14 protein-coding genes are annotated in these 14,984 nt (G+C 61.8%); 7 read left to right on the top strand and 7 right to left on the bottom strand.

What is annotated here, in order from left to right; genetic code table 11:
• Positions 1-24 precede the first annotated feature (24 nt).
• On the top strand, positions 25-1,056 hold the full coding sequence (locus AC1DD5_RS14140; RefSeq protein WP_442016384.1) for a LacI family DNA-binding transcriptional regulator: 1,032 nt from the start codon (positions 25-27) through the stop codon (positions 1,054-1,056).
• Here the strand turns inward: AC1DD5_RS14140 and AC1DD5_RS14135 are convergent.
• On the bottom strand, positions 971-1,942 hold the full coding sequence (locus tag AC1DD5_RS14135; protein WP_442016383.1) for an EamA family transporter: 972 nt from the start codon (positions 1,940-1,942) through the stop codon (positions 971-973). The genes AC1DD5_RS14140 and AC1DD5_RS14135 overlap by 86 nt on opposite strands.
• Before the next feature lie 86 nt (positions 1,943-2,028).
• Between AC1DD5_RS14135 and AC1DD5_RS14130 the strand changes: the two genes are divergently transcribed.
• Positions 2,029-2,877, top strand: coding sequence for a LysR family transcriptional regulator (locus AC1DD5_RS14130; RefSeq protein ID WP_442016382.1), 849 nt, complete (start codon positions 2,029-2,031; stop codon positions 2,875-2,877).
• Positions 2,878-2,886: 9 nt separating this feature from the next.
• Here AC1DD5_RS14130 and AC1DD5_RS14125 read toward each other — a convergent pair whose 3' ends face one another.
• The 6 genes from AC1DD5_RS14125 to AC1DD5_RS14100 all read right to left on the bottom strand — a co-directional run bounded on the left by AC1DD5_RS14125 (position 2,887) and on the right by AC1DD5_RS14100 (position 9,619).
• Positions 2,887-3,876, bottom strand: a complete 990-nt coding sequence (locus AC1DD5_RS14125) for an NAD(P)-dependent alcohol dehydrogenase (protein WP_477521868.1) — start codon at positions 3,874-3,876, stop codon at positions 2,887-2,889.
• 84 nt (positions 3,877-3,960) lie between these two features.
• Positions 3,961-4,944 carry a D-2-hydroxyacid dehydrogenase gene (locus tag AC1DD5_RS14120; RefSeq protein ID WP_477521854.1) on the bottom strand — a complete coding sequence of 328 codons (984 nt, stop codon included), beginning with the start codon at positions 4,942-4,944 and terminating at the stop codon, positions 3,961-3,963.
• Positions 4,941-6,059, bottom strand: coding sequence for a tartrate dehydrogenase (locus AC1DD5_RS14115; protein WP_477521853.1), 1,119 nt, complete (start codon positions 6,057-6,059; stop codon positions 4,941-4,943). The genes AC1DD5_RS14120 and AC1DD5_RS14115 overlap by 4 nt, the downstream gene beginning before the upstream one ends.
• The gene (locus AC1DD5_RS14110; protein ID WP_477521852.1) at positions 6,056-7,606 is read right to left on the bottom strand and encodes an aldehyde dehydrogenase family protein; all 1,551 of its coding nucleotides are present in this window, start codon (positions 7,604-7,606) and stop codon (positions 6,056-6,058) included. The genes AC1DD5_RS14115 and AC1DD5_RS14110 overlap by 4 nt, the downstream gene beginning before the upstream one ends.
• Positions 7,607-7,639: 33 nt before the next feature.
• Positions 7,640-8,917 (bottom strand): NAD(P)/FAD-dependent oxidoreductase, encoded by a 1,278-nt coding sequence (locus AC1DD5_RS14105; RefSeq protein WP_477521851.1) that lies wholly within the window; start codon positions 8,915-8,917, stop codon positions 7,640-7,642.
• 27 nt (positions 8,918-8,944) lie between these two features.
• On the bottom strand, positions 8,945-9,619 hold the full coding sequence (locus tag AC1DD5_RS14100; RefSeq protein WP_477521850.1) for a haloacid dehalogenase type II: 675 nt from the start codon (positions 9,617-9,619) through the stop codon (positions 8,945-8,947).
• Positions 9,620-9,879: 260 nt separating this feature from the next.
• Between AC1DD5_RS14100 and AC1DD5_RS14095 the strand changes: the two genes are divergently transcribed.
• The 5 genes from AC1DD5_RS14095 to AC1DD5_RS14075 all read left to right on the top strand — a co-directional run bounded on the left by AC1DD5_RS14095 (position 9,880) and on the right by AC1DD5_RS14075 (position 14,980).
• Positions 9,880-10,803: an ABC transporter substrate-binding protein gene (locus AC1DD5_RS14095; protein ID WP_442002862.1), complete on the top strand. Its 924-nt coding sequence runs from the start codon at positions 9,880-9,882 to the stop codon at positions 10,801-10,803.
• Positions 10,804-10,816: 13 nt separating this feature from the next.
• Positions 10,817-11,749, top strand: a complete 933-nt coding sequence (locus AC1DD5_RS14090; RefSeq protein WP_442002863.1) for an amino acid ABC transporter permease — start codon at positions 10,817-10,819, stop codon at positions 11,747-11,749.
• Entirely contained in the window at positions 11,746-12,513 is a 768-nt protein-coding gene (locus AC1DD5_RS14085; protein ID WP_442002864.1) for an amino acid ABC transporter ATP-binding protein, read from the top strand. Before AC1DD5_RS14090 ends, AC1DD5_RS14085 begins: the two co-directional genes overlap by 4 nt.
• A gap of 3 nt (positions 12,514-12,516) precedes the next feature.
• Positions 12,517-13,647, top strand: a complete 1,131-nt coding sequence (locus AC1DD5_RS14080) for an FAD-dependent oxidoreductase (protein WP_477521849.1) — start codon at positions 12,517-12,519, stop codon at positions 13,645-13,647.
• A 79-nt stretch (positions 13,648-13,726) separates the two neighbouring features.
• Positions 13,727-14,980: an aspartate aminotransferase family protein gene (locus AC1DD5_RS14075; RefSeq protein WP_477521848.1), complete on the top strand. Its 1,254-nt coding sequence runs from the start codon at positions 13,727-13,729 to the stop codon at positions 14,978-14,980.
• The last annotated feature ends 4 nt before the right edge of the window (positions 14,981-14,984 follow it).

The raw sequence follows: 14,984 nt of genomic DNA, 5'->3' as shown, positions 1-14,984 counted from the left end.
CCGACAGACCGGAACGAGACCCCCATGCCTGATGCACCATCCCCCGCCGGCGCGCCGGGAACCAAGCCAACCATCCGCGATGTCGCAAGCGCAGCGGGTGTTTCCAAGTCCTTGGTTTCCCTCGTCCTGCAGGGCTCTGCCAACGTCAGTGAGAGCCGCCGTCGTGCCGTCATGGAAGCCATGGAAAACCTGGGTTACAGGCCCAACCGACTGGCCCAGCGACTCTCCGGGCCGCGCAGCGGAACCATCGGCGTCATGCTCAACGACATCCGGAATCCGTGGTTCGTGGAACTTCTTGAGGGACTCACGGCGGCGCTGCATTCGGCGGGCGTTTCACCGGTTCTCGCCGATTCATACACTGACCAGCGGGTGGGCCGGAGTTCGGTGGAGACGCTCCTGGAGCAACGAGTGGATGGCCTGGTGGTAGTGGGAACCACCAACGAATCTGCCGCGATCGAGAAGGCTGCCCAAAGCTTCCCCGTGGTCCTCGCCGGGACCCGCGAACCGGTACTTGCCGGCGTCGACATCGTGGTCAATGATGACGACGCCGGTGCGCGTCAGGCGACCGAGCATCTCATCGCGCTGGGTCACCAGCGCATTGCGCACCTTCAGGGGCCAGGTGAAGTGGGGAAGCTGCGGCGGGCCTCGTTCGAACGCAGCATGCACGACGCCGGGCTGGAACCTCTTGCGGTACCGGGCGGCGGAATGAGCGAAGAGAGCGCCTACAGCACAGCGAGCAGGTTGCTGGCTGGCCCCGAGAGGCCCACTGCGATTTTCGCGTACAACGACGTCGCGTGCATCGGCGCTCTTTCGGCTGCAGACGACCTCGGACTTTCCGTGCCCGACGACCTCTCACTGGTGGGTTACGACAACACTTACCTGGCCAAAATCCGGCACCTGTCGCTGACGTCCGTGGACAACGGCAACCTCGCCGTGGGCGTCGAGGCCGGCAAGTTCATCCTGGAGCGGCTCACAACTCCCGATCTCCCTGCGCGGCTGCACTTGGTGCCGTCCCAACTCCAGGTCCGGGGGTCGAGCGGGCAGGCTCCGGCTTAGGGCCAACGCCGTTCGCGCCGCGCCCGCGCTCCCGCAGCAGCAACACCCCGGCATTGGCCGCGACGATCAGCCCGATCCCCACCCACTGCCCCGCGGCCAGGTCCTGATGCAGGATCACGGCACCGATGACGGCAGCAAACACAGGGTTGATGCTCATGAGCACGCCGAACATGTTCGCGGGGACCCGTCGCAGCGCGATGAGATCGGCCACGTAAGGCAGCACGGAGGCGAAGATTCCGGCCGCCACAGCACACAGAACCGCCAAGCCGTTGATCGGCTGGCTGATGAAAACCACGACGGCGACAGGCAGGAACAGCGTCGCCGACACTCCTGTTGCGGCTGCTGTGCCCTGGATACCCTGCACTCTTTGGCCCACGGTCCGGTTCAGGAGGATGTAGGCGGCCCAACTGCAAGCGGCGATCAGCCCCAAGCCGATCCCTACGACGTCCATGGATGCCTCCGGCCGGGTGATGGCCAGGACGCCGAATGCAGCAACCACAGCGCAGACCGCACTGCTCTTTCGTCGCGAGCTGATCAAAGCCACAGCCAAGGGCCCAAGGAATTCAAGGGTGACGGCAAGTCCAAGGCCGATCCGTTGGATGGACGCATACAGGCCGAGATTCATGGTGCCGAACGAAACGGCGAGGAGAAGGACAGGCCACCATTGCCGCCAGCTCAATTCCCTCAGCCGGGGCCGGACGATCGGCAAGAGAACAGCCGCCGCCACGAGCTGGCGCACCGCCACAACACCTACTGGCCCCATGACCGGAAAGGCGAATGATGCCGTGGCGGCGCCAAGTTGGTTCGAAAGTGCGCTGGCCAGGAGGGTCGCCGCGCCCCCGGCCTTCCGGGATGGCTTTACTCCAACTTCGCTGGTGTCGATCATGGGGAAATTCTGCGCTTGGCCTTCGCATCCACTAAATGCTTGGACGAGCCTATTTATGCGGTGGATGCATGAATAGGATAGATGGCATGGATGTCGAGGTGAGGCAATTACGGTGCCTCCTGGCTGTAGTCGAGGAAGGCACATTTACGGATGCCGCTATTGACCTGGGTATGTCCCAAGCGGCTGTTTCACGCAACATCTCCGGGCTCGAACAGGTTCTCGGGGTACGGCTCCTGGAACGGACCACCCGCAGCGTTGGCCTGACTCCCTCCGGCGAGCGCGTCGTCGCCAAGGCACGTCGCGTCCTCTCACTTCTGGGCGACCTCGAGAGGGAGGCCCGGTCCGGTACCGGAAAGATCCGGATCGGCTACGCGTGGTCCGCCCTAGGCGAGCACACCATGGAGTTCCAACGCCGATGGGCGGTCGCAATACCGGGCGTGGAGCTGCAACTCGTGCACTCCAACTCCCCTACCGGTGGCCTTGCCGACGGAACCACCGACTTGGCCATCCTTCGACGCCTTCCGGATGCGCCCGGCGTCGAGCATGTCCGGATTGGCGAGGAGAAGCGGTACTGTGCCATGTCCTCGGACGATCCCCTGGCATCGCGACGTTCCGTAACCATGGCGCAGGTGGCTCAGCGACCGGTGGCCATGGACTTGCGGACGGGCAGCACAACTCTTGAGCTGTGGGCGGAGGAGGGGCGGCCGGATATCGTGCCCATTAACGATGTGGATGATTGGTTGACGACGATCGGCAGCGGGGCGGCGCGAGGCATGACTGCCGAGTCGACGGCTCACCAGTATCGGCGTCGGGGCATCATCTATCGTCCGGTGCGCGACGCCTCGCCGGTGTCCGTGTACCTCGCGTGGTCCACGAAGGATCCGCAGCAGGAGCGCGAGCGGATTGTGGCGTTGCTGACGCGGTTGTACGCATGATGACTGCAATCAGAAAGTGCTTGCGTCGATGACGAAGCGGTAGCGGACATCGCTGGCGAGTACCCGTTCGAATGCTTCGTTGATCTGGCTTGCGTGAATGACTTCCACGTCTGCCCCCAGGCTGTGGGCAGCACAGAAGTCCAGCATTTCCTGGGTTTGCCGGATTCCGCCCATCCTGGATCCACTGAGGTTGCGTCGGAATTCCACCAGCGACCACGCGCGCTGGCTCAGCGGTTTGGAGGGCAGTCCCACGAGGACCATGGTGCCGTCCAAGGCAAGCAAGGACAGATACGCATCCACATCGATGTCCGCAGAGACGGTGTTGATGATCAGATCCAGCTGGCCCTTCAAATATTCGAAGGTTGCGGGTTCGGATGTTGCGTAGTAACTGTTGGCGCCGAGCCGGACGGCGTCCTCCTGCTTTTTGAGCGATTGGCTGAGCACCGTGACTTCAGCTCCCAAAGCCGCAGCGATCTTCACGCCCATATGGCCCAGTCCGCCCATACCTATGATGGCCACGCGCTTGCCTGGCCCGGCCTTCCAGTTACGCAGCGGCGCGTACATGGTGATTCCCGCGCACAGCAGTGGGGCCGCCTCCTGGAGGTCTATGCCGTCGGGGATTCTGAGGACGTAGTTCTCATCCACCACGATGCTTGTGCTGTAACCGCCGGCGGTGGGCAGGCCGTCACGGCCGAAGGAGTTGTACGTGCTCGTGGCACCTTGCAGGCAATACTGCTCCTCGCCTGCACGGCAATTGACGCATTCCCTGCAGGAATCAACGAAACAGCCCACTCCCACGCGGTCCCCCACCGAATGACGGGTGACTCTTGGACCGATGGCTTCCACCACTCCGACGATCTCGTGGCCAACCACCAGGGGGTAGTTACTGGCCCAGTCTCCGCGTGCAGCATGGATGTCCGAGTGGCAGATTCCGGTGTACCTGATGGAAATCTGCACATCGAAGTCACCGGGATCGCGCCGTTCCACAGTGCCCGGCATGAGGTCCGAGGTGGGAGAAGTGGCTACATAGGCCTTCACGGTACTTGGCACGGCATTTCTTCTTTCGGGAATCAGGAAACAGGATCACGAGACCGGGACGAACCCAAGGGTTTTGTCCACGATGTTCTGCAGGGGTTCGCCCTGGCTGAACCGTCGCAGGTTGTCCACGAACAATTGCCCCAGATCGTCGAGATAATCCTCAGTGTCACCGCTCATGTGGGGTGTGATGATGACGTTCTCCATGCTCCACAGAGGATGTCCCGCGGGCAGCGGCTCGGGATGGACCACGTCCAGTGCGGCCCCGGCAATGGATCCGGAGGTCAGCGCATCCATCAGCGCGTCCGTCCGTACCAGCTCCCCACGGCCCACATTGATCAGGTGTGCCGTGGATTTCATGGCGGTAAGGACCTCGTCGTCCACGAGTCCCTTGGTCTGTTCAGTCAGCGGCGCCGCCAGGATGAGGTAATCAAAGTCCCCGGCAATCCCGGCCAGGTCCCGGGAAGAATGAATCTCGTCGAACAATTCATCCCCTGGACGGCTGCTTCGTCCGGCACCGCTGACCTGCAGACCCACGGCACGGAACAGCGACGCGATTTCCCGCCCGATGGAGCCAGTGCCCACCACCAAAGCGCGTTGGCCCTGGATCTTACGGGTGACCCTGTGCTGCCAGCGCTGCTGCTGCTGAAGCTTGAATGAGCCGTGCGCGTCTTTCGCAATGTCCAGGACGAAGCCCAGCGCGAATTCGGCAATTGCACGGCTCAGCACTCCGCGGGAGTTCGTGTAGACCACATCGCTGTGGATGAGCTCATTGAACAGGAGCTGGCTGACGCCCGCTGCTGTTACGTGGACCCATTTCAGCGATGACGCCGCGTCCCAGTTCTCCCGCAAGGCAGGGGAAAACGAATGCCACTGGTACAGGACATCTGCACCGTCCATTGCTTCAGCCAGTCCGTCGGCCTTGGTCAGTCGGACCTCGGCCAGGGCTTCGATCTCCTCCAGCCGGGGCGGCAAAGCCTCCCGGTACAGTGCCGCGACAACAGGCCTCTTGCGTTCAGCGGAAACCGTCATGACGACGCCGGTGCTCCCGCAGACTTCGCTGCCGTGCCGTCCAGGATTGAGCCCACCACGTCAATGACATCGATGGCGGCCAAAACAGCGGCAGTGAACTCCGACGTCGACGAAGGGCCTCCTACGTCGCGGGTCCCGAGGCCCTCGCGCAGTGCGGACTCGAAGGCCAGCTGCAGGTGTTCAGCAGCCTCCGGGTGGCCCAGGTGCTGGAGCATCATCACGCCGGACCACATCTGGCCCACGGGATTGGCCAGTCCCTTGCCTGCGATGTCCGGAGCAGAGCCATGCACGGGCTCAAAGAGAGACGGGAAATCGCCTTCGGGGTTCAGGTTTGCGCTGGGAGCCACTCCGATTGAGCCGGTGACGGAGCTGCCCAGGTCCGAGAGGATGTCGCCCAGCAGGTTCGAGGCAACAATGACGTCCAGGGTCCAGGGCTTGAGGACCAAGTGTGCGGCCAACGCGTCCACCAGTTCGCTGGTGAGCGTCACATCAGGATAGAGGCGGGTTGTTTCTTCCACTACCTCGTCCCAGAAAGGCATGGTGTGGATGATGCCGTTGCTCTTGGTGGCCGAGGTCAGCTGGCCGCGGCGGGAGGACGCGAGCAAGGCGGCATAGTGCGCGGCCCGTGATATTCCCAGGCGGGTGAAGATGGTTTCCTGGACCGCGGTTTCGTGGGGCAGCCCGCGGTACATGCGTCCGCCGACCTCCGAGTATTCCCCTTCGTTGTTTTCACGCACGATGAGGATATCGATCGGTTCCTTGTTCGCCAGGGGCGACTTCACGCCGTCGAGCGTTTTTACCGGCCGCAGGTTGATGTACTGCTGGAATTCGCGGCGGATGGGGATCAACAACCCCCACAGCGATTCAGCATCGGACACCTCCGGGGAGCCCACGGCACCCAGGAAAATGGCGTCATGCTGCGCCAGCTGCTCCAGGCCGTCCACCGGCATCATGCGGCCGTGCTGGGCGTAGTAGTCAGATCCCCAGTCAAAGTGCGTGAACTTCAGGTTGATGGAGTGGATTTCAGCGATTCGCTCAAGGGTTTCGATGGCCGCAGGGACCACTTCCTTACCGATACCGTCGCCGGCGATGACCGCGATTTTGTGGGTAGTCATGATGCATTCCGTTCTGAGGTGCCCGTCAGCTGCTGCCAGCGGGTGGCGGGCTCCGCCAGTTTGATAATGGTGCTCTTGGGTTCGGTCATTTCGCGGACTGCGTGCTTGACACCTTCACGGCCCACGCCGGACTTCTTGAACCCGCCAAAAGGCATGGAATCGATCCGGACGTCGCTTGTCTCGTTGATGACCACCGCCCCCACCTGCAGCTTGTCAGCAATTGCCAGGGCCAGGTCAATGGATTCGGTGAAGACACCGGCCTGGAGCCCGTATTCGGAGGCATTGGCCGCATGGATGGCGTCAGAGATCTGGATAAAGGGCATGATGCTGACCACGGGGCCAAACACCTCTTCAACGATGACTCGGGCGTCTGCCGGCACATCTGTCAGCACGGTTGGCTGGTAGAAGGCGCCGTGGCGCTGACCGCCCACACGAACGGTGGCGCCGGCCGCCTTGACTTCCTCCACCCATGCCTCCACCCGCCGGGCCTCCGCTTCTGTGATGAGCGGACCGATGTCGGTGTTGCGGTCCATCTTCGCTCCGACGCGGAGCGCGCGGGTTCCCGTGAGTACCTTTTCAAGGACTTCGTCGAACAGCGAAATGTGGACGTAAACGCGCTGGACGGACAGGCAGTTCTGGCCGGCCACGCCGAACGCCCCGGCGACGATCGCCTCAGCAGCGGCTGCCGGTTCGGCGTCGGCGCAGACGATCGTGGCGTTGTTGCCGCCCAGCTCCGAAAGGATCTTCTTGGCGCCTGCCGCGGCAGCAATCCGGTCCGCCGTCGCTGGCCCGCCGGTGAAGGAGATGAGGTCCACCTGGGGGTCGGTCACGATAGCCTCGGACACCCCGGGTCCGGACACGATCGCGGCAATGCGACCTGTCGGAACGCCGGCCTCAAGCAACAGCTGAACGAAAGCCAGTCCGGTCAATGGTGTGCGGCCTGAGGGTTTAAGCACGACGCCGTTGCCTCCGATCAGCGCCGGGCCCAGCTTGTGTGCCACGAGGTTCAGCGGATCGTTGAATGGCGTGATGGCGGCGACGATGCCAACAGGCTTCCGGCTGTACCAGCCGATCTTGTTGGCTCCCGCCATGCTGTCCTCAAAGCCGAGAGTCTCCCCCACGAGTTCGCTCGAAGCTGCCGCCGAAAGCCGCAACGTCTCGATGCACCGGCGCACTTCGCGCTCGGCCTCGTTGATGGTCTTGCTGCTCTCGGCGGCGATGATCTCCGAAAACCGTACCGACTGCTCAGCCAGGAGCACTGCGGCCCGTTCCAAAGCCTCGCGGCGTTCCCGGAGGGGCCATTCATCGTCCAGGAGGTGGCGGTGAATGTGGGCAACCGCCCGGCGGACATCCTGTGGGGTTGAAGAACACACAGTGCCCAGCAGCACGCCGTCTTCAGGGTCCCGGACTTCCAGGATCCTGTCGGCGGTCTCCCACAGGCCTTCGAGGAACGCGCCACCGGGAAGCGCCGCGACGCTTGCCCGCCTGTACGCCGTTTCCTCAGCTGTTTTTAGGCGCGCTCCAGCGACGGTTGTTGATGAACTCATGGGAACCTTTACCTTGCCTGGCTAGCGGAATGTCTACTTGATACGGTCGATGATCTTCGCGGCTCCGCCAATGAACGGCAGGAACCATGGCGGGCCGAAGTGGCCGGGAACCGGCGGGTTCTTCAGGTCTTCCCACACATTTGCCGACTTGTCGCCGGCCATGTAGTGGGCCATCCGCTTACCCATGTGGGCCGCCATCTGAACACCATGGCCGCTGTAGCAGAGGGAGTAGAAGAGGCCGTCATGCTGGCCGGCATGGACCATCTGGTCCATGGAGAGATCCACCAAGCCACCCCAGATGTAGTCCACCTTGGCCTTGGAGAGGTAGGGGAAGAGCTCAGTCATGGCCTTGTGCAGGATTTCGGCGCTCTTGACGTCCGAATCCGGGCTAGACAAGGCGAATCGGGCCCGGCCACCAAACAGCAGCCTGTTGTCCGGTGTGATCCTGAAGTAGTACGTCAGCATCTTGCTGTCAGAGGCCTGGCGCCTGTTGGGCAGGATACGGTTCACTACCTCTTCGGACAGAGGCTCGGTGCAGATGATGAAGCTGCCCACGGGGATCACGCGACGCTGCAGCCACGGGGTGATGTTGCCGGTGTAGCCGCTGGTGGCGACCAGGACCTGCTTGGCCCGGGTAATTCCACGGGTGGTGTGCACATCGTGCACTGTCCCCGAGACCTTGTTCAGTTCGGTGACGGATGCGTTCTCGCAGATGGCTGCGCCGTTGTCAGCTGCCACCTTGGCCAGACCGTGCACGAACTTCCCTACGTGGAGCCCCGCACCCAGCGGATCCATCATGGCACCCTGGTAGAAGTCCGTTCCGATTTCGCTGTGGATCTCGGACTTGGGGATGACCTTCACGTGGTGATCAACCAGGTTCGCGAGCAGCTCCTGGGACTTCAGGAAGCCGTCGTAGTGGGACTTGTGGAACGCGAGGGAGAGCTTGCCGAAGCGCTTGAAGTCGCAATCGATGCCGTTGTCGTGCACCAGCTTCTCGATGGTTTCGATGGCGTCGTTGTATTCGCGGAACATCTCAACCGCACGGGGAGCCCCATAGCGCTTGACTGCCGTGCTGAAGCCAATGGCCAGACCGGTCGTAGCCATTCCCCCGTTACGGCCCGAAGCACCCCAGCCAACAGTGTGACGTTCGAAAACGGCCACGCTGGCGCCCTGCTTGGCGAATTCAAGGGCTGCTGAGAGCCCGGTAAAACCGGCACCGATAATTGCAACATCAACGTTCTCCGGGACCGGAGTGCGGCGGTAATCGCCGGAAGGCTCTGCAGTATCGAGCCAGTAGGGAACAAGTTTCACGGTATGACCTTTCGCCTGGAAGTCTGTTTAGAGACCGAGGTGCTTGTTGAGCTCGTCCAAGGACGTAACAGTGTTGAGGTCGTAGCCCTGGCCAATGGGGTCATAGCCGCGGTCCAGCATCCAGAGGTTACGGAAGCCCATGTCGTGCATCGGGTGCATGTCGTACCTGGTGTGCGAGGAGACGTGCAGGAAGTCCTCCGGCTTGGCGTTCAGGGTATCGAGCATGTACTCAAAGGCCTGATAGCGCGGCTTGTAGGCCTGGGCCTGCTCAGCGGTGAACACGGCGTGCCACTCTGCACCGAGCTTGGGAATACTGATGTCCAGGAAGCTGGTGTCGGCGTTGGACAGAGCCACAAGCTGGTAGTTATCGCCCATGAGCTTCAGCGGGGCCGGCACGTCCTCGTGGGCAACCCAGCCGCGGACAGCCTCAGCGAACGCTGCGCCGGCACCTTCGGTGGGCCCAATGCCCCAGCGCTTGCACACGCGGTCAAAGGAATCCTGAAGGATCGCCTCATACGGCTTGTAGTCGCCAAGGACCTCGTCGAAGCGGTAGCCACGGAACTGCTTCTTGAACGTAGGCCACTGCTCTTCGGAGATACGTCCATCAAGCAGCCGCCGGGTGGTGGGATCGATGTCGAAGTTGATCAGCGTGCCGTAGACATCGAAGGAGATGTACTTCGGCCGGAAGTTGGTCTCTGCCATGGGGTTTCCGTTCTTTTAGGGAGATGGAAGGGGAGGCTTGTGATTCGACTCTAGGGGGGCAAATTGTAAATTGTCAACAGTTTCTAGGCGGTATTTAGAACGGTTCTCAACCAAGGACCTAACTGAAAAAAGTTTCTGTCAATTGTTGACAATCTACTGTTGAGGGGGTTGCATTGCAGTAGATGACGGAGAGATCCGGATCACATTACAACCTAGAACTTCTCCCTCCCCCGTGACCAACTCCCTCGAAGGGAAGCACCATGAAGATTCGAACCAAGGCCCAGACTGCAGCTGCAGGACTTGCCGTACTACTCGCACTGAGCGCCTGCGGCGGAACAGCCAACAGCAGCGATACGCCAGACAGCAAGACTTCAAACACCACTGACATCTCCGAGGGCGTCCAGCCCGACGAAAAGGCCGTGAGCCTCCTGCCGGCATCTTATAAGGACAAGGGCGAGCTGACGGTCGCGATGGACCTGCACTACCCGCCGACGACGTTCCTTGCCGAGGACAACTCGACGGCGATCGGCCTGAACCCGGACATCGCCCGCCTGGTGGCCAAGAAGCTCGGCCTGAAGCTGAAGTTCCAGGACACGAAGTTCGACACGATCGTCCCCGGTCTTGACGGTGGCCGCTACGACTTCACCGCCACGACCATGTCAAAGACCGATGAGCGGCTGAAGGTCCTGGACATGATCGACTACTTCAAGGCCGGCAACTCGGTGGCCGTGGCCGCGGGTAACCCGCTGAAACTCACCAACGAGACGCTGTGCGGTAAGAACATCGCCGTCACCCAGGGCTCTACCGGCCAGCTCAAGCGGCTCCCGGCCCTTAACGAGCAGACCTGCACCTCCAAGGGACAGCCAGCGATCAACGCCGTGACGCTGCCCAACGTCCAGGAAGCCCTGACCCAGCTGGCGTCCAAGCGCATCGACGGTATCTTCTACGACACGACCTCCCTCGCCTGGGCCGAGAAGCAGCAGCCGAAAGCCTTCACGATCCTGACACCGCAGGTTAACGTTGGCTCCAGCGACCTCACCGCTATCGGCGTCAAAAAGGGATCTGCCCTGACTCCCGCACTCCAGGCCGCCATCCAGTCGGTCCTGAACAGCCCGGAATACAAGAAGTCCCTCGCCAACTGGGGCCTCGAGTCCGGTGCCATCACGGACGCAAAACTCAACTAGGAGAGGTGCTCCCATGGTGCAAACCATCAGTAACGGAAGCAAACCGACAATGAACGGAATCGATCCGGCACTCAAGCCCCGTCTTCGTCGCAGAAGTACCTTTGAATACGTCGCTTGGGTGGTTTCCATCCTGCTTGGCGCGGGCATCCTCTTCTCGGTCTCCACCAACCCCAATTTCAAGTGGGATGTCGTGGCCAAGTACTTCACCCACGAATCGATCCTCCGCGGGCTGATGCTCACCATCTTCCTTACGGTCGCCAGCATGGCCTTGGGCACCCTCCTGGGCCTGGTCATTGCCATCATGAGGTCCTCGAAAGTCAAACCGATCGCGGCCACAGCGGGCGTTTTCATCACCCTGTTCCGCGGTACCCCGGTCCTGGTCCAATTGATCTTCTGGTTCAACATCTCCGCCTTGTACCCGAACCTGACCATCGGGATCCCGTTTACCGACATCGGCACCGCGATCGACACGAATGCACTCATGGGACCGATCACGGCAGCCTTGGTCGGCTTGACGTTGAACGAAGCCGCGTACATGGCAGAAATCATCCGCGGCGGGTTCTCCTCGGTGGGCAAGGGCCAAATCGAAGCCGCGGACTCCCTGGGAATGAGCGCCGCTACGAAGATGCGTAAGATCATCATTCCGCAGGCCATGCCCTCGATCATTCCGGCCACCGGTAACCAGGTCATCGGAATGTTCAAGGAAACATCCTTGGTCAGCGTCCTGGGTGTTGCGGAACTTCTCCAGAGCGCCCAGCTCATCTACGCACGCACCTACGAGACCATCCCGCTGCTGATCGTGGCGAGCCTCTGGTACCTGGTAATGACGTTGGTGCTGAGCTACCCGCAGTCCAAGCTCGAACAGAAATACTCCCATACCTCCGCCCGGGTCCCCCGCAAGGCCAGGAAAGTCCAACTGACAGCGCCGGAAGGAATCGCACGATGAGCAACGACGGCACGATCCAAGCCCGCCGAATTCGTAAGTCCTTTGGGCACAAGACCGTTCTCCACGATATCGACCTCGATATTGCCAGCGGTGAAATCTGCTGCATCATCGGACCCAGCGGTTCCGGCAAGTCCACCCTGTTGCGCTGCATCAACGGCCTGGAGACCGTGGACTCCGGAATCCTGAAAGTCAACGGAGATGATTTCGGCTACTACGAGACCGACAACGCTTACCACGCGCTGCCCCCCAAGAAGCTTGCCCAGCAACGTACACGGGTAGGCATGGTCTTCCAGCAGTTCAACCTGTTCCCGAACATGACCGCCCGCGAGAACGTCATGTCAGGCCCCGTGCTCGTCAAAGGTGCCGACAAGAAGGAATCCTCCAAGCGCGCCCAGGAACTGCTCACCAGCGTGGGCCTCGGCGCTTTCGGCGACCGCTACCCGGCCGAACTTTCCGGCGGGCAGCAGCAACGCGTGGCCATCGCCCGGTCTTTGGCCATGGATCCGGAAATCATCCTGTTCGACGAACCCACCAGTGCCCTTGACCCCGAAAAGGTAGGGGAAGTCCTGGCTGTCATGCAGGACCTCGCCAAAAGGGGCATGACCATGGTGGTAGTCACCCACGAGATGGGCTTTGCCCGCGAAGTGGCCGATTCCCTGATCTTCATGGACGAGGGCTACGTGGTGGAACGCGGCGACGCCCGGGAAATCCTGAAGAACCCCAAAGAAGCACGCACCCAGGCCTTCCTGAAGCAGGTGCTCTAAGCGATGGATGGAAAACTCGCCGTCATCGGCCTGGGCAGCATCGGAAGCATGGCACTCTGGCAGGCCTCACGGTTGTCCGATTCCGTGGTCGGCTTCGAAGCACACGCCCCCGGGCACGGCAGAAGTGCGGTAGGTGGCGACACCCGCTTGTTCCGGATGCTTTACAGGGGAAGGCCGGACTACTACCCCATCCTGGAGCGCTCACGGGATCTCTGGGCCGAGCTCGAAGCAGAAACGGGACAGGATATCCTCACCCGGTGTGGCGGACTCTCCATCGGCACAGTTGACGGACCCTACATTCCCAAGCTGCTGGAAACTACCCGGATCAACGGAGCGAGCCACCAAATCCTCACTCGTGAGGAAATGGCGGAACGCTACCCGCAGCACAACCTCCGGGCTGATGACGTAGCCGTTTACGATCCCTTCGGCGGCGCACTTCGCACGGATCGGGCAGTTACCGCGGCGGTTTCAGCGGCACAGGCAAACGGGGCAACCGTCCTCAGCAATACTCCTGTCAGCAGCATCACGGAAACCAACGACGGCGTTGTCGTCACCTCCGGCGAACAGTCCTGGACCTTCGAACGGGTGATCATCGCATCCGGTGGGTGGTCCCAGCAGCTCATGCCCGAGTACCTGAAGGCACACACGGAAACCCGCAGGATTTTCCTGAGCTGGTTCGTCGCCCGCGACGCAACCCAGTTCACGCCGGAGAAGTTCCCCGTCTTCATCAGGATTTCCGGCGATCGCTCCATGTATGGAGCGCCCGCGGTGGACGGCGTCACCGTTAAAGCCACGCTTGATGGCCGCGGGGCACCAACCCCGGCTGCAGACTCAGTGCCCAGGGAGCTGACGGAAGCGGAGATTGCGGAGACCACTGAGACGGTTACCGAATTCTTCCCGGGTTTGGTCCCCAGCATCGTCCGTTCGGATGCCTTCCCGGACCTGTTCACCTCGGATTCGCAGCCCCTTCTGGGCTTCTTCACTGAGTCCGGCCGGATCTACTCCGCCACCGGTTTCTCCGGAGCCGGCTTCAAGATGGCTTCCGGCTACGGCCAGATTGCTGCCAGCGAGGCACTGGGCAAGGGCGGCTTTGACGGCCTGGACTTCGTCCGTCCACAGAGGTTCAAGAACTAGGCATCACACGATTCGCGGGCTAATGACCCGCGAATCGCGTATTGTTGACAATCTACAGTTACTAAGAAAGTATGAAGCCATGGCAACACTTAGCCCCATCCTGAAGCAGGCCACTCCAGTGGTCGTGGACTACGCGTCCGGTAGTTGGATCCACGCCACAGACGGCAAGAAGTACCTGGATTTCACCACCGGAATCGGCGTCACCAGCACCGGACACTGCCACCCCGATGTGGTGGCCGCAGCCCGCGAACAGGTGGGCAAGATTGTCCATGCCCAGTACACCACCGTGATGCACAAGCCCCTCCTGGAACTCACGGAACTGCTGGGTGGCGTCCTGCCACAGGGCTTGGACAGCGTCTTCTACGCAACCTCCGGCTCTGAAGCAGTAGAGGCCTCCATCCGTTTGGTCCGCATGGCCACCGGACGGCCCAACATCATCTCCTTCCAGGGTGGGTTCCACGGGCGCACCGTAGCGGCCGCCTCCCTGACCACCGCAGGAACCAAGTTCCGCTCAGGGTTCTCCCCCATCATGGGTGGCGTGCACGTTGCCCCGTTCCCGCACTGGTACCGGTACGGCTGGGACGAAGCCACCGCCGTCGACTTTGCCTTGAAGGAACTCGACCACCTTCTGATGACCATCAGCGCCCCGAGCGATACGGCCGGCTTCATCATCGAACCCGTACTGGGTGATGGCGGGTACATCCCCACGCCTGTCGCATTCCTCCAAGGCCTGCGTGAACGTGCCGATAAGCACGGCATCGTTCTCATCCTGGACGAGGTCCAGGCCGGAGTGGGCCGCACCGGCAAGTTCTGGGGACATGACTGGGCCGGAATTTCCCCAGACGTCGTGATCACCGCCAAGGGACTTGCCAGCGGCTTCCCCATCTCCGCGATCGCCGCGTCCGCCGATTTGATGGGCAAGGCATGGCCAGGTTCCCAGGGCGGAACCTATGGCGGAAACGCAGTCGCGGCAGCAGCCGGCGTCGCAACTTTGGGTGTGATCCAGCGGGAGAACCTCGTGGAGAACGCCTTGCTGCGCGGTGACGAACTGCGGGCAGGACTGGACAATCTGCAAACGGAATTCTCGGGAATCGGCAACGTGCGTGGCCGCGGCCTGATGCAGGGCGTCGAGTTCACCGCCGCCGACAACACCCCGGACGCGGCAACTGCCCTCGCCGTCCAACAGGCAGCCATCAAGGAGGAACTCCTGCTCCTCACCTGCGGTCCGCATGGCAACGTCATTCGCCTCATCCCGGCCCTGAACGTCAGCAGCGATGAAATTCAGCAGGGCCTGTCCAAATTCACCCAGGCGCTCAAGACGGCCACCTCCTAGTCCC

This window comes from Paenarthrobacter sp. 10L420, from assembly GCF_056395385.1.
Note: the sequence above shows the minus strand (reverse complement) of the source record. Positions and strands in the feature narration are given on the sequence as shown.

Coding starts and splice junctions, on each gene's coding strand:
- AC1DD5_RS14140 (WP_442016384.1), top strand. CDS start 25: ATGCCTGATGCACCATCCCCCGCCGGCGCGCCGGGAACCAAGCCAACC.
- AC1DD5_RS14135 (WP_442016383.1), bottom strand. CDS start 1,942: ATGATCGACACCAGCGAAGTTGGAGTAAAGCCATCCCGGAAGGCCGGG.
- AC1DD5_RS14130 (WP_442016382.1), top strand. CDS start 2,029: ATGGATGTCGAGGTGAGGCAATTACGGTGCCTCCTGGCTGTAGTCGAG.
- AC1DD5_RS14125 (WP_477521868.1), bottom strand. CDS start 3,876: ATGCCGGGCACTGTGGAACGGCGCGATCCCGGTGACTTCGATGTGCAG.
- AC1DD5_RS14120 (WP_477521854.1), bottom strand. CDS start 4,944: ATGACGGTTTCCGCTGAACGCAAGAGGCCTGTTGTCGCGGCACTGTAC.
- AC1DD5_RS14115 (WP_477521853.1), bottom strand. CDS start 6,059: ATGACTACCCACAAAATCGCGGTCATCGCCGGCGACGGTATCGGTAAG.
- AC1DD5_RS14110 (WP_477521852.1), bottom strand. CDS start 7,606: ATGAGTTCATCAACAACCGTCGCTGGAGCGCGCCTAAAAACAGCTGAG.
- AC1DD5_RS14100 (WP_477521850.1), bottom strand. CDS start 9,619: ATGGCAGAGACCAACTTCCGGCCGAAGTACATCTCCTTCGATGTCTAC.
- AC1DD5_RS14095 (WP_442002862.1), top strand. CDS start 9,880: ATGAAGATTCGAACCAAGGCCCAGACTGCAGCTGCAGGACTTGCCGTA.
- AC1DD5_RS14090 (WP_442002863.1), top strand. CDS start 10,817: ATGGTGCAAACCATCAGTAACGGAAGCAAACCGACAATGAACGGAATC.
- AC1DD5_RS14085 (WP_442002864.1), top strand. CDS start 11,746: ATGAGCAACGACGGCACGATCCAAGCCCGCCGAATTCGTAAGTCCTTT.
- AC1DD5_RS14080 (WP_477521849.1), top strand. CDS start 12,517: ATGGATGGAAAACTCGCCGTCATCGGCCTGGGCAGCATCGGAAGCATG.
- AC1DD5_RS14075 (WP_477521848.1), top strand. CDS start 13,727: ATGGCAACACTTAGCCCCATCCTGAAGCAGGCCACTCCAGTGGTCGTG.